Consider the following 13474-nt stretch of genomic DNA (forward strand, 5'->3'; position numbering starts at 1 on the left):
TTTACAACTTTTAAAAAAGACAATTAATTAATCACTTTTCAACCATCCTGTAATACTCATTCTTGTATTTTGAGTCACCAAAACTTCATGCACGAGTTCGTTGCTTTTAAAGAAAACCGTTTTCCCCTGAGTAGGCGAAATCTTTTGATTGTTATTTTCCTGATGAATCATCAATTCTCCCCCATCGCTTTCCTGCCAATTGCTGTTCAGGTAACTGATCATCGAATACTTTCGGCTTGGATTGTTTTTAAACTGATCCAAATGTTTCAGGTAAAAATCTCCAGTTTCGTATAATGAATAATGAAATTCGTAACCGGTAATTCCGGCATAACAACTTTCATTCAAATAAATAATAAAAGCGTCAATTTGAGCAAAGAACTCATTTTCAAACACATTATTATGCTTTTTATCCAGCCAATAAATCGAATCACTTCTAATTGCTCCATCATAAGACACTTTCTCTGAATTACCAATTCCGGCAGCCATCAACAAACTTTTCTCGTTTAAGTCGAGTAAATTTTGTTTTAAATGATTCGCCAGTTCAGGACTTAAAAAATGTTCTGATATCCCCACTTTGTTTTCAATATAACTCGCAATCAGATCTTCGAAACCATTTTCCATTTTGTTTTTGGGAAAACTGCAAATACAGCTAACGGAGCAAGGTAGAGTAATTAAAAATGGTAACGGGTTTATTTTCAACAAATAAAAGAAGAGAAATACTTTGGGCGAGCCACCATCCCGATAAGAGGGCAAAATCACTATGCGCGTATTCGCCCTCTTATCGGGATGGTGTCGGGCAATCCGCGCTACAAGGTAGCTAGCTTCTATCCCTCTCGCGAGCGAACGGGCGTAGTATCCAGTCTCAGTTTTCAGTTTTCAGTCTTTGTCTTTGTTTTTAGCCAGTCTTGTCATCCTGACGAAGAAAGGATCATACTAGAAACTCTGTAATAAAAATCATCTTTTTTTATAGAATTATGTTCGTGAGTCAACTTCTCGATAAAACTATGGCAATTTTTTTACGGATTGTTTTGTCAGGCTGAGCGAAGTCGAAGCCCATTTCAATTGGAGCGCCCTTCGACTCCGCTCAGGGTGACAAACTTAAAAATTAGCCAAAAAAACTAAAATAAAAAACCCGACAGGTTTTAAAAACCTGTCGGGTTTGACTTGTAATACGCAATCTTAAATTAATAATTTATAACTCATAATTTATAATTGATAATTAATAATTTACAATTTACTAATATAACTTCCGTACATATCTTTAAACTGGTGTCCTTGTGCAAAGCGATCTTTGCTTAATTTTTTATATTCTACCAATCCCCATAAAATAAATTCTTTAAAGAAATATTCGTCTTTTTTATCCAATTGCGGCTGGTATTTCTTCAATAAAACATCTAACGGCGTTACTTCATCCAAAATAGCGTGATATTCCTTGTCCGAAGCATCATCTAATAATTCGAAACCACTTTCTGCAAAAAACCATTCGATTAAGTCTGAATATGGTGTTTTTGCATCTGGCTTTTCAAGTTTTTCTATCTTAGGCAAAAGTGTTGGAAACAAAGTTCGAATTGCAGACCCAATTAAGTTTTGTGCCACTGCGGCAGCTCCCTCCTGCTCTCCTTCATAAACCAACTCTACTTTTCCTGTAATCGCAGGAATAATCCCAATGAAATCTGACAAACGTAAAGTTGTTTTATCTACTCCGGCTTTTAAGGCGCGGCGTTCTGCCGTACTCATTAAATTCTCGAAAGCAGTAATACTCATTCTCGCACTTACACCGCTTTTATTGTCGATGTATTCGCTGTCACGAGCTTCAAAACTTATTTGCTCTAAAATATCTTTGGCTAAACTTGGCACATAAACCAATTTATGTTGTGTTTCGTCCAGCTTTGCTTCTTGTTCTGTAATGGTTCTTGCAATGGCAACACTCTCCGGATAATGTGTCAGGATTTGAGACCCAATTCTATCTTTTAATGGCGTTACAATACTTCCACGATTCGTGTAATCTTCCGGATTGGCTGTAAATATAAATTGCATATCAAGTGGCATTCTCAGTTTAAATCCTCGAATCTGAATATCGCCTTCCTGCAAAATATTAAACAATGCAACCTGAATTCTGGCTTGTAAATCGGGTAATTCGTTGATGACGAAAATACAACGATTCGCTCGCGGGATCATTCCAAAGTGAATTACGCGATCATCAGCATAAGATAATTTTAAATTTGCTGCTTTTATCGGGTCAACATCTCCAATTAAGTCGGCTACGGTTACATCCGGTGTAGCTAATTTTTCGAAGAAACGCTCGTTTCTGTGCAACCACGAAATTGGTGTTTCATCTCCTTTTTCATCAATTAAATCTTTTGCAAAACGCGAAATTGGGTTCAACGGATCGTCATTGATTTCAGATCCCGCTACTAACGGAATATATTCGTCTAATAATTCGACCATTTTGCGCGCCAAACGTGTTTTTGCCTGACCACGAAGTCCTAATAAATTGATGTTATGACGGGATAAAATAGCGCGTTCCAGTTCTGGAATTACGGTATTTTCGAAACCATGAACACCTTCAAAAACAGGTTTTCCGGATTTGATTTTCTCACGAAGATTATTTCGCAATTCGTCTTTGATACTTATACTTTTATATCCTGAGGCTTTTAATTGTCCTAATGTTGTTATATTATTTATTTCCATTTTTATTGAAATATGTTTTTATTATTTTTTATTTAAATGACATGGATTCTGTCATTTCTTTGCGGGAGACGCACAGCAGTGCGCCTCTACGATATGCGTTGTGTATAAAAGCGCTTCGACTTCGCTCAGCGTGACAGCTGTAAACTGAGACTGAGACTGAAAACTACCTAACTCTCTTCTTCCTATTCGTCTCATAATCTTCAAAAATCATTTCTCCCAAACCTTTGAGTCCGGTGTAAAACGCTTTTCCCTGATTAGCTTCGGTAAAATGATTGACAAAACGCTGTAAATACGGATCGTTTGCAATCATAAATGTCGTTATCGGAATGTGTAATTTTCTGGCTTGTTGCGCCTGAGTGTAACATTTATCTACAATATATTCGTCCAGTCCGTTGCTGTTCATATAATACGAACCGTCACGCTCCCGCACGCAACTTGGTTTTCCGTCGGTAATCATGAAAATTTGCTTGTTGGTATTTCGCTTTCTTCGCAAAATATCCATCGCCAACTGAAGTCCCGCAACCGTGTTTGTGTGATATGGACCGACTTGCAAATAAGGTAAATCCTTGATTGGGATTGTCCATGCATCATTACCAAAAACCAAAATATCCAGCGTATCTTTTGGATAACGTGTCGTAATTAATTCGGCCAAAGCCATGGCTACTTTTTTGGCTGGCGTGATTCGGTCTTCGCCGTATAAAATCATACTGTGGCTGATGTCGATCATCAAAACCGTACTCATTTGGGCTTTGTATTGCGTTTCTTCGACCACCAAATCATTTTCGGTCAGCATGAAACTTTCGACACCATTATTGATTTGGGCATTTCGAAGACTTTCTGTCAGCGAAATACGTTCTAAACCATCTCCAAAATTAAATTCACGGAATTCCCCGGTATGTTCATCGCCATTTCCGGCATGTTTTGTTTTGTGATTTCCCGCTCCGGAACGTTTTAAATTTCCGAAAATTTGATCTAAGGCTTGTTGACGAATGGCGCGTTCTGTTTTTGCAGTAATTCCAAAACCGCCAGTTCCGTCTTCTTTGACCTCGTCTTTTATGTAACCTTTCTTTTTTAAATCTTCGATAAAATCATCGATTGTGTAGTTCTCGTCGGTCAGTTTATATTCTTTGTCCAACTCCCGAAGCCAGTCTATAGCTTCATCAAAATCGCCCGAAGTATGGGTAATTAGCTCTTTGAAAATGCCAAAAAGTTTTTCAAACGGAGACTGAAATGGGGCTTCGTACGACTTAAAATAAAAACCTTTTTTAAATTCGTTTTTCATAATTCTAAAATTACGCTATTTTAAAATTACGAAAAAAGAAACGTTTATTAATTTTTAGTTAAAGTATTTGAATAAAATTAGCCAAAATTGGCAAGAAGTATATTAATTATTCAAACTTTCCATCAACATAATACCATGCATTATTTTCGAATCTGAAGGTCGAAAATTCGTAATGCACCTGAGGCTGATGGTTTGAATCGAGAAAATAGGCCTTGAATTCAACTGTGTTTTCAGTAGAACTTAAAATCTCCAGTTTTTGCCATTTATTGCTTGTTGCCCATTTTAGGATTTCTGCTTTCGAATAATATTTTCGTTCAGAAACATAGGTGGTTTCCATAAGATAATCTGCATTATGAGTGGCATACGCCGAATATCTTGAACGCATCAAAGCCAAAGCTGTTGGTGCTTTTTGATTATTTTCGAGATACAATCCGCAGCAATCTTTAAACAATAAACCAGTATCACAAAAACACTTATTCTCCATCAACCTGCTCTTCGCCGTTAATTTTTACGTGTAATTGATTCAGTAAAACCTGATATCTGCTGATTTCTCTCAAATCTTCGTCTTCTTCTGCGTGATCCAGCATTTCGTCTAATGTTTCGTTTACCTCAAGCAATTTGTTATTGGCTTCTCTATTGTTTTTTGCAGCAATTAAATCTATAATTTCCTGTACGCTTACTTTTAAATCTTCGAATTTCATATTTATATGTATTGTTATTTTTTGTTTCAAGTTTCAGGTTTCAGGTTCCGTGACGCAACTTGAAACTTGAAACTAAAAAAACTTGAAACTTTTTAGCTTTGTTTGTTGTCTTCGTTGAACTTTTTGATAATTTCTTTTAGTTTTTCTTTACGCGCAATTTCAGCCTGTTTTACTTTGTTTTGGGCTTTGTGCAATTTGTCGTTGTGCTTTTTGATATTCCTTTCGTTGTTGCGTCCCATTATATTTCTCTTTTAATTTCTTCTAAAGTTTTCTCGGTGTAAATCAGTCCAGTGATAATTTGCTTTCGTAAATCATCTATATCATCATAATCAAAATGTTTTGCCCATGATGTTAGTTGCTGCAAATTCCTGATTTGTTTGATGCGTTTTGTAGTTTCAAAACTGGTTCTTAAAATCGGTTTTCCATCATACTGTGGATTCTTTTTGTGTTGATAGGTTACGGTATTATTATCAAAATTAGCTTCTATATAATATAGTTTCTCATCGGCATTATCAGGATAAAACTCATTCCAGTTAGCGAATCCTATTTTTGTTTTCGATTCGGTTTCCGGTTCACGTGCCACCAAACGCCATTTACTGTTGGCAAGTCTACCCCAATGATTCGAAACGCGATACATTCCTGCTTCGGTATAATAATAGGTACTTCCTGCTTTACTTTCAAACTGTTTCTTTAATCCTTCAATTTCATTTGAAAGGACCTCATGAAAAACACAAAATGTATTTTTGAACGAATTGGGATGTGGCTTGAAGTTTTTTTGCATGTGCAAATATACTGAGATTGTAAAGAACTCCCTAAAACAAACATAAATTGATTAACTTTGTACCTTTAATTTTAAAATAAACAAGTCATGTCTAAAGATTCACAAGAAAAAATGTTGCAAAAAGGGGTTTATACAGGCATCATGGAGAAAGATGAAAACAACAATTATTTTTGTGGTGAATATCTTTTAGATTATAAAATCGCTCATACTAATCATACTTTAGGAGAATTGATTACTATAAAGTCTGTGATTGAAAACCCTAGCGATATTAGTTATGATAAATATCCTAAGAAATCAAAAAACTTTCATAAAGCGAATCAGAAACCTGAGGATAAATAAAAAATTGTTTGAGGTTTTCTTTGTTTCAGGTTTCAGGTTTTGAAATGAGAGTTTAACCGCAATCCCGATAGCCATCGGGAGCTAAGAATTTTCGCAAAGTTCGCAAAGCTTATTACCACAAAGCTTTGCGAACTTTGCGTTTTTTATAAACTGCTTAATTTAAAAGCCTTTACGCGCTTTGTGGTTAAAACCTTTTTTTGAAACTAAATTTCTTATTAGAACTAGCGCCTGGCTCCTTACTATTTTTAAACAAACAAAAATCCTTCTTCTGGAGATTCAGAATCAATATTTTATATATTTTTCGAATATTTTTTGCTTCAAAACTAAAAAGTTAAAAAAAAGTGTACCTTTGCAAAAAATTTGTCTTTTTGAACAATTAATTTCAATTTCAAACTAATAGACAAGTAGTTACCTTATTTATGAAAAAAATAGTTGAATACCGCAAGTTACTAAACGTAGACAAAACTGCAGAGTTAAAAGATTTAAAAACAATCTATCGTAATGCGATGAAAGAATCTCATCCTGATAAATTTCAAGGTGATGATGCAGGTTTGAAAGAAGCAGAAGAAAAAAGTAAGGCTATCATTGAGGCTTATCACTTTTTGGTAAGTATTAATCCTGAGACGATTAAAGCAAATTTACCTGAATACACAGAGACTATCGCAACTTCATCAATTACTGATTATAAATTTGTTGAAGGTCGTTTGATCATCGATTTTTCTAACGGAAGTGTTTATGAATACATTAGTGTTCCTAAAGCAACTTACGTAAAAATGGTAAATGCTGATTCTCCTGGAAGATTCGCAAAAAGACACATTTTGAACTCTTTTACATGGAGAAAGAAAACAAATCAAGAATAGATTTATACTTAAATATGTATAAAAGCACTCCCTTACAAGAGTGCTTTTTTTATGCTTAAAAATTAAAAAATTATCTATTTAGATTCATAATAATAATATAATTAAGAGTTTTGCAGCAAACTAACCCACCAAACACACTGATTATATGATAATTACACCAAAAAAAACTATAACAAAATTTTAGGTTACAAAATTCTTTAAGTTTTATATTTTTAGATACTTTTGTTGCACAAATCAATTAACTAATTAATTTTTTATAATGAAAAAAATACTTTTTTTACTAACCGCTTCTGTAGCGATTATTTCATGCAGTAAAGTTAAAGACGGAGAATACCTAATTACAGGAACTGCAACAGGTATTGAAAACGGAAAAACAATCATTCTTCAAGGTCAGGACCCAACTACTAAAATGGCAGTGGCTCTTGATACAGTAAAAGTTGAAAACGGAAAATTTGAAATAAAAGGAAAAGTAACTGAACCAGCTTTTCATACTTTAATTCTTCAAGGTGCTAACGGACCAATTCCTTTTATATTAGAAACAGGAGAAATTACTATTGCAATTGATAAAGATAGTATTCATAAATCTAAAATTTCTGGAACTTACAACAATGACGAGTATGTAAAATTCAATGAGGATTTAACTAAAACTCAAAAAAGTTTAGTTGACTTTCAGAAAAAGAATACTCAAAAAATGCAACAAGCTCAACAAGCTCAGGATACAGCAACTATCAATGGTTTGATGAAACAATACATGACTCTTCAAACTGAAGTTCAGGCTAATTCTAAAAAGAAATATTTAGCTTACGCTGAAACTCACCCAAAAGCTTACATCTCAGCTTTGATTATTCAAAGTATGGTTGCAGATCCAAGTGCTGATATTAAAAAGACAGAAAGCTTATTTAATGCTTTGGATGAGTCTTTGAAAAATAGTACTACCGGAAAAGAAATTAAAACAAAATTAGGTCAGGCACAATTACCTGCAGTTGGTGCATCAGCAGCTCCTGTTGGCAGCCCTAACTGAAGAGCAGATTTTTCGGCTCCTAATCCGCAAGGAAAAGTTGTTTCTCTTAAAGAAAGCTTAGGTAAAGTGACAATTGTAGATTTCTGGGCTTCATGGTGTGGACCATGCAGACAGGAAAATCCAAATGTTGTAGCAATCTACAAGGAACTTCATTCAAAAGGATTAAATATTATTGGTGTATCCTTAGATAAAGAAAAAAGCAAGTGGACAGAAGCTATCGCAAAAGATGGTTTAACCTGGACTCATGTTTCTAACCTGAAATTTTGGGAAGAGCCAATTGCAAAACAATACGGAGTAGAATCTATTCCGGCAACTTTTATTCTTGATGCATCAGGAAAAGTGGTTGCTCAAGACTTAAGAGGTCCTGAATTGAAAGCAAAAATACTAGAGCTTTTAGCTAAATAATAGTACTATTACAATACAAAAAATCTCCCTCGTGGAGATTTTTTTTTTGGATATATACAATAATTGAAGATCAACCTTACACCCCGTAGAGAGAGAAAAAGAGTTTACACAGAGATCACTAAGCTTTATCATTTTTAGCTTTAATAAACGACATTGCGAAGCATAGAAACGCAAAGCACTACATTAGACTTAACTTTTCGGGATTTGTGCTTTAGAGGCCTTAAATACTTACTCTTAGATTTGGATTAATTACACAAGACTTTATCGTTTAATATAACAAGACCTTTTATCGTTATTAAACTTTTGTCAGTATCCAAATTCAAAAAGACATATCCCTGTTCATTCAAAAAAATTAAAGCTTCTAATACTCTTGCTTGATTTTCCGTTCCAGAGGACATATTGCTAGTTAATGTTGTTAAAGTATTAAAAATTGGACTAAGGAGGCTTGTCAGCTCTTCTATACTGAAGCTCATACCATACCTTTCAGCTAATGTCTGCAAAATTTTTATATGAAATATCGATAAGTTTTCCATGATAGCTCCTTTAATCTTACATACGAAAATTGATCAGTCATAGATTTGTAAAAGGATTAATTAGTACTAAAAATAGAATTCCAAGATGTTGTATTTTACTATAAACATCTTGCTCAAGGATTTTATCGCACAAAAAATATAGAAATTTTGAACTGCAGATTTTGCTTTTTTATAAATTTTAGAAAGCCGATTTTAAAATTTTCAACATTAAAATTTATCCATAAAAAAAGTCCTAATTTTCATTAGGACTTTTAGTGGGGAGAGCAGGATTCGAACCTGCGAAGTTTTCACAGCAGATTTACAGTCTGCCCTCGTTGGCCGCTTGAGTATCTCCCCGATCTCAGCGTTAGTGCGCTTTGTTGTTCTAAGCGGTTGCAAATATAGGAACGTTTTTCATGTTTACAAACAAAAAACGAACTTAATTTTAAGTTATTTTAAAGTTATTTTTTAATTCATTGGAATTGAATAAAATAAAAAAGTACGTAATCAGGATATTTTCTTGTTTTTTAAAAATTATAAGATTATTCTTAACTAAAACTTATTTATTTTTCCTTTTAAATATTAGTTATTACTTCCTGAATAACCACCTTTCCTGATAATCCAAGAATACTATTTAAGAAATGTTATAAAACACTCAAAATTTCTCTGGCAGTCGTGACAAATTAAACTACTTCAGCGATTGGCGATTTCACCCTAGCAAACAATTTGACGATAAGGTTCTTTAGTCGGTTTTGATAATCTTCTATCAACCATTCTTTATAATTCCTGCTGGCATTCTCAAGGCACTTCACATATTGTTTTACCCTCCACTCAATTTCAGGATGGAGTGCTTCAGCTAATGCAACTGCTTCAGAAAGAGTGTTGGCATTATCCATGCACATCTTTGCCTGTTGCCTAATCGATTCCTGCATAACAGTCTTTGGTTTTTTATCCATTTCAAGCGCTTCATGATAGGCAGCCTCAACATCAAACGTCATTTCAAGTGTGTTGGGAAACTTGGCGCGCAATTCAGCCGAAATGCTATGGGATTGTACCGCAGAATTTCCAACAGTATGATATTGTAGCTGTTTTGCAAAAGCCTCGGGATTTTCAAAAACAAACTGCCAATCCAGCGGTGCTTCCCAATTACCAAAACGATGAATATTATTTCCTAAATCAGTTATTCCAAATGTTTTTTTTGATGGAAGTCTTCGCGAACCTCGACCGATCATTTGATGATACAGGGTAATAGAAGTGGTTGCCCTGTTCAGTATAATATGCTGCACGGTCGGCTCGTCAAATCCCGTGGTAAGAATTGAAACCGAAGTAAGAACTGCGTCATTTGTTTTCTTAAACCACTTTAAGATTTTTTTGCGCTCTTCATCAGATGTTTTATTATCCAAATGTTTTATCGGAATTGCTGCTTTTGTAAAAGTCTCAAAAACTTTTTGAGACGTTTCGATACCATTATTAAAAATGAGTGTCTTTTTTCCTAATGCATTTTCTTTATATGCTTTTAATAATAAATCCTGCATGACGGCTGAACTGTACAATTCATTTGAGGAGTTTATCGTATAATCGCCATGGATTCCCGTTTTCAGGGTATTAAGTTCAACTTCAAAAATGAATGACTCCGGTTTGGCCAGATAACCTTCATTTATAAGCGTTGTAATGCTTTCTCCTGTGATCAGTGTATCATAATGAAGATTCATTGGCTTTGCAGTATCACTACTAAAAGGAGTTGCCGTAACACCAATAATAAAAGCATTTTTAAAACTTCCCATTAATTTTCTGAATGAATTATGGTGTGCTTCATCAATAATCACAAGTCCCACATCACGAGGTTTTATTTTCTTTGCTTTTATTCTGTTGCGAAGCGTTTCTACCATGGCTACATAACAATCACAGCCTGTTTTAAAATTACCGCTTGTACTATTAATGATGCAGTTCTGCACACTCAGGCTTTTTAATACCATGGATGTTTGTTTGCATAATTCTTTTCGATGGGTAAGGATAATGACAGTTTTAGCATATTGTGCAATAAATCTTCTGGCTATTTCTGAAAATACCACTGTCTTGCCTCCGCCTGTAGGCAACTGATACAAAAGCCTTGTTGTCGCTTTATTATCCATTTTTTGAAAAATAGATTCTATGTCCTTTTCCTGATAATCATAAAAGGAAGCTTTCGGTAGCAGTTTACTAATCATCTTATTTCTTTATTTGATATTATTTAAATGCGGTTACAATCTGTTGTTCATTATTCTTCTGCCGACTGCAGCTGTGACTCCATGAATTTTCCAGTTACGATAGTACCCTCTTCATCTTCCCATTGTGTTATTACGTTTTCAATAAGTTCAGGCTCGAATCCAATTACTTTCATCACCTGATTACCAAATTCCTGCTGTACATTTTGTCCTTTCTTAAACATAATTATATAATTTAGCGTTAGTAGATTATTTCTTTGAGCGTTATACTAAATGCGTTGTCTTGCTTATTTTTTTATACTTTAAAATTAGACCAAGAACTGTATCTAACTTTTATAGTATTGTAGTGGTTTATTATATTATTTTATGTTGCTAAGCACCATTAAAAAAATCATTAAAACAGAAAAAATCTACATCTTTACAGTTGTAGATTTTTTTGTTTAATATCGTACGGTCAAGGCAAATTATTTCCAAGGATCCAATACTACTTTTACACATCCGTCTTCTTTCTTATTAAAAATTTCGTATGCGTGTGAAATCTCAGACAAAGGAAGTCTGTGGGTAATGATATCATCAAGCTGCACTTTTCCCTGTACCACATATTCCAAAAGTTTGTCGATATGTTTATGCGCAGGTGCCTGTCCACCTTTTAAAATAATTCCTTTATCAAAAAACTGTCCCAGAGGAAAATTATCATAATTAACAGGATATACACCAAGCACCGACACTATACCGCTTCGTCGAACTGCACTCATACAAGCTTCTAAAACTTTGATAGAACCTTTTTCAAAGTTGATAGTCGCTTTTATTTTGTCTGTGAAGCTTCTTTCGGGTTCAAATCCAACGGCATCAATACATACGTCCGCTCCACGTCCGTTTGTAAGTGATCTGATATGCTCCACCACATCTTTTGGATCTTCCCACAATATAGTGGTAGCACCTGTAGAAACTCTGGCTTTATCCAAACGGTATTGCAATGTATCTACGATAATAACCTGCGCTGCGCCTCTGAGCCATGCACTTTTTGCAGCCATTATCCCAACGGGACCTGAACCAAAAATGGCAACCGTCTCTCCTCCTTTCACTTCTCCCCAGTCTACACCAGTGTATCCCGTTGGAAAAATATCGGTCAGAAAAAGTACTTGTTCATCGCTAAGGTTTTCAGGCACTACTCTGGGACCATAATTGGCATAAGGTACTCTTACGTACTGTGCTTGTCCTCCGTCGTATCCTCCATACAAGTCGGTATACCCAAAAAGAGCACCACCCTTTTCCGTCAGAATTCCTCCCTCAGGACCATAGTGTTCAGGGTTGCTGTGCTCACAGTTTCCCGGCACATCATGATTGCAGAAAAAACAATTTCCGCACGCTACAGGAAAAGGAACAATCACACGGTCGCCTCGTTTAAGATGAGTAACTGCTGATCCTGTTTCTTCAACTATTCCCATAAATTCATGCCCCAAAACCATTGGAGATGTTGGCATTGCCCCCGAATAAATGTGCAGATCTGATCCACATATGGCTGTTGATGTTACTTTCAAAATAATATCATCCTGAGCACTAATTTTTGGATCTTCTACTGTATCATATTTAACGGAACCTGGTCCGTGAATAACTGCTGCTTTCATATTTTTTATTTTAAATTTACAGAAAGCTAAGTAACTCTTATTTAAGCTATTAAAATTACAACATATGATAAAATTCTTATATATAAATCACCATTTTGAAATTATATAACGAGATAAAATGATTAGTTTTCATTCAGTAAAAATTATTTAAGGTGACTTTTGCAAATTAATTTTTTACCGTTACTTATCACTTGACTTTGTCTACATAATCTAGATAAGATGCTAAAAAAAAAGCCTGCAGTTTTGAACTGCAGGCTTTTTCTATAATAGTATTTTACTATTTTTCGTCGTCTTCAGTAGCATCGAAATTAATAGTATTGTAAGCCGCTTCCGTTAAGGTAATGTCTGCTTCTTTTTCTTCATTTAAGGTCTCAACCAATAAAGATACAGCTTCGTCTTCCCCAAGAGTTTTAGCAAATGCGGCAAGAGTTCCGTAAGTTGCAATTTCGTAATGCTCTATTTTTTGAGACGCAGCAATGATCCCTGCGTCACGAACAGCACCCGGTTCAGTTTCTTCTAAAATACCTTCGCCTTCTTTAATGAGGCCATCCATAGCATCACATTTTTTGGCTACTGCCTTTTCACCAACTGAAGCAAATACTTCTTCTAGTCTGCTTACCTGACCCTTAGTAACTTCCAAGTGATCATTAATAGCGTCAATTAAATTTTGAGAAGTAGCATTTTTAGCCATTTTAGGAAGTGCTTTGACTAAAGCTTTCTCTGCCCAATATATATCTTTTAGTGAATCTACAAAAAGATCTCTTAATCCTTCTGCCGCTGATGCTTTCGGTTTCACTGTCCCTTTCGGAGAAGTGGTTTTACTGTCAGCTGATTTTTTAGTTGTAGCTCCATTTTTTGATGTCGAACTACTTTTAGCAGGAGTTGCTTTTTTCGCTGCTGTTTTTGTATTTGAATCTTTCATGATATGTTTTTTAAAAAATTTGTTTTTCAAATGTACTACCACGGTGTTTCAATTTTCTTATACAATTTTAAAGCATTGTTGTAATATTTAAACATTTAAATATCAGACTAGTAAGAAGTTTAATTATG

Annotated in this window: 15 protein-coding genes, 1 tRNA gene and 1 pseudogene; 4 read left to right on the top strand and 13 right to left on the bottom strand. The window is 34.7% G+C overall.

Translation table 11 applies throughout. The annotated features are described in order from the left end of the window. Positions 1 to 27: 27 nt before the first annotated feature. The 7 genes from B0M43_RS20515 to B0M43_RS20540 form a co-directional block, all read right to left on the bottom strand. Positions 28 to 621 carry a 2OG-Fe(II) oxygenase family protein gene (locus B0M43_RS20515; protein WP_065449100.1) on the bottom strand — a complete coding sequence of 198 codons (594 nt, stop codon included), beginning with the start codon at positions 619 to 621 and terminating at the stop codon, positions 28 to 30. A gap of 606 nt (positions 622 to 1227) precedes the next feature. Continuing rightward, the gene (locus tag B0M43_RS20520; RefSeq protein ID WP_078007995.1) at positions 1228 to 2691 is read right to left on the bottom strand and encodes an AAA family ATPase; all 1464 of its coding nucleotides are present in this window, start codon (positions 2689 to 2691) and stop codon (positions 1228 to 1230) included. A 163-nt stretch (positions 2692 to 2854) separates the two neighbouring features. After that, entirely contained in the window at positions 2855 to 3973 is a 1119-nt protein-coding gene (locus tag B0M43_RS20525) for a VWA domain-containing protein (protein WP_065449102.1), read from the bottom strand. A gap of 106 nt (positions 3974 to 4079) precedes the next feature. Then, positions 4080 to 4457 (bottom strand): YchJ family protein, encoded by a 378-nt coding sequence (locus B0M43_RS20530; protein WP_078007996.1) that lies wholly within the window; start codon positions 4455 to 4457, stop codon positions 4080 to 4082. Then, complete coding sequence (locus B0M43_RS20535; RefSeq protein ID WP_168199968.1) at positions 4447 to 4674, bottom strand: hypothetical protein; 228 nt, start codon at positions 4672 to 4674, stop codon at positions 4447 to 4449. The genes B0M43_RS20530 and B0M43_RS20535 overlap by 11 nt, the downstream gene beginning before the upstream one ends. A 92-nt stretch (positions 4675 to 4766) precedes the next feature. After that, positions 4767 to 4913, bottom strand: coding sequence for a hypothetical protein (locus tag B0M43_RS24520; RefSeq protein WP_089477420.1), 147 nt, complete (start codon positions 4911 to 4913; stop codon positions 4767 to 4769). Next, positions 4913 to 5455, bottom strand: a complete 543-nt coding sequence (locus tag B0M43_RS20540) for a hypothetical protein (RefSeq protein ID WP_078007997.1) — start codon at positions 5453 to 5455, stop codon at positions 4913 to 4915. Before B0M43_RS20540 ends, B0M43_RS24520 begins: the two co-directional genes overlap by 1 nt. Positions 5456 to 5542: 87 nt before the next feature. Here B0M43_RS20540 and B0M43_RS20545 point away from each other — a divergent pair, with 87 nt between their 5' ends. From B0M43_RS20545 to B0M43_RS20560, 4 genes and pseudogenes are all read left to right on the top strand, one after another. Further along, complete coding sequence (locus tag B0M43_RS20545; protein WP_065449106.1) at positions 5543 to 5794, top strand: hypothetical protein; 252 nt, start codon at positions 5543 to 5545, stop codon at positions 5792 to 5794. Between the two features lie 419 nt (positions 5795 to 6213). Then, entirely contained in the window at positions 6214 to 6654 is a 441-nt protein-coding gene (locus B0M43_RS20550) for a KTSC domain-containing protein (protein ID WP_041515768.1), read from the top strand. 259 nt (positions 6655 to 6913) lie between these two features. Next, a complete protein-coding gene (locus B0M43_RS20555; protein ID WP_065449107.1) occupies positions 6914 to 7675 on the top strand; it encodes a DUF4369 domain-containing protein in 762 nt (253 codons plus the stop codon). Positions 7676 to 7693: 18 nt separating this feature from the next. Beyond that, positions 7694 to 8080: pseudogene (locus tag B0M43_RS20560) on the top strand (TlpA family protein disulfide reductase); the annotation flags it as partial. Between the two features lie 245 nt (positions 8081 to 8325). Here B0M43_RS20560 and B0M43_RS20565 read toward each other — a convergent pair. The 6 genes from B0M43_RS20565 to B0M43_RS20585 all read right to left on the bottom strand — a co-directional run bounded on the left by B0M43_RS20565 (position 8326) and on the right by B0M43_RS20585 (position 13346). Next, positions 8326 to 8613, bottom strand: coding sequence for a hypothetical protein (locus B0M43_RS20565; RefSeq protein ID WP_078008000.1), 288 nt, complete (start codon positions 8611 to 8613; stop codon positions 8326 to 8328). Positions 8614 to 8868: 255 nt separating this feature from the next. Next, positions 8869 to 8949 (bottom strand) — tRNA-Tyr (locus B0M43_RS20570). Positions 8950 to 9275: 326 nt separating this feature from the next. Then, the gene (locus tag B0M43_RS20575) at positions 9276 to 10799 is read right to left on the bottom strand and encodes a DEAD/DEAH box helicase (RefSeq protein WP_078008001.1); all 1524 of its coding nucleotides are present in this window, start codon (positions 10797 to 10799) and stop codon (positions 9276 to 9278) included. A 50-nt stretch (positions 10800 to 10849) separates the two neighbouring features. Next, positions 10850 to 11020 (bottom strand): hypothetical protein, encoded by a 171-nt coding sequence (locus tag B0M43_RS24525; RefSeq protein ID WP_168199969.1) that lies wholly within the window; start codon positions 11018 to 11020, stop codon positions 10850 to 10852. Positions 11021 to 11260: 240 nt separating this feature from the next. After that, entirely contained in the window at positions 11261 to 12424 is a 1164-nt protein-coding gene (locus B0M43_RS20580; RefSeq protein ID WP_078008002.1) for a zinc-dependent alcohol dehydrogenase, read from the bottom strand. A 277-nt stretch (positions 12425 to 12701) separates the two neighbouring features. Continuing rightward, complete coding sequence (locus B0M43_RS20585) at positions 12702 to 13346, bottom strand: ferritin-like domain-containing protein (protein WP_078008003.1); 645 nt, start codon at positions 13344 to 13346, stop codon at positions 12702 to 12704. Positions 13347 to 13474 lie beyond the last annotated feature (128 nt).

It is taken from the genome of Flavobacterium sp. KBS0721, assembly GCF_002007065.3.
GTDB lineage: Bacteria > Bacteroidota > Bacteroidia > Flavobacteriales > Flavobacteriaceae > Flavobacterium > Flavobacterium piscis.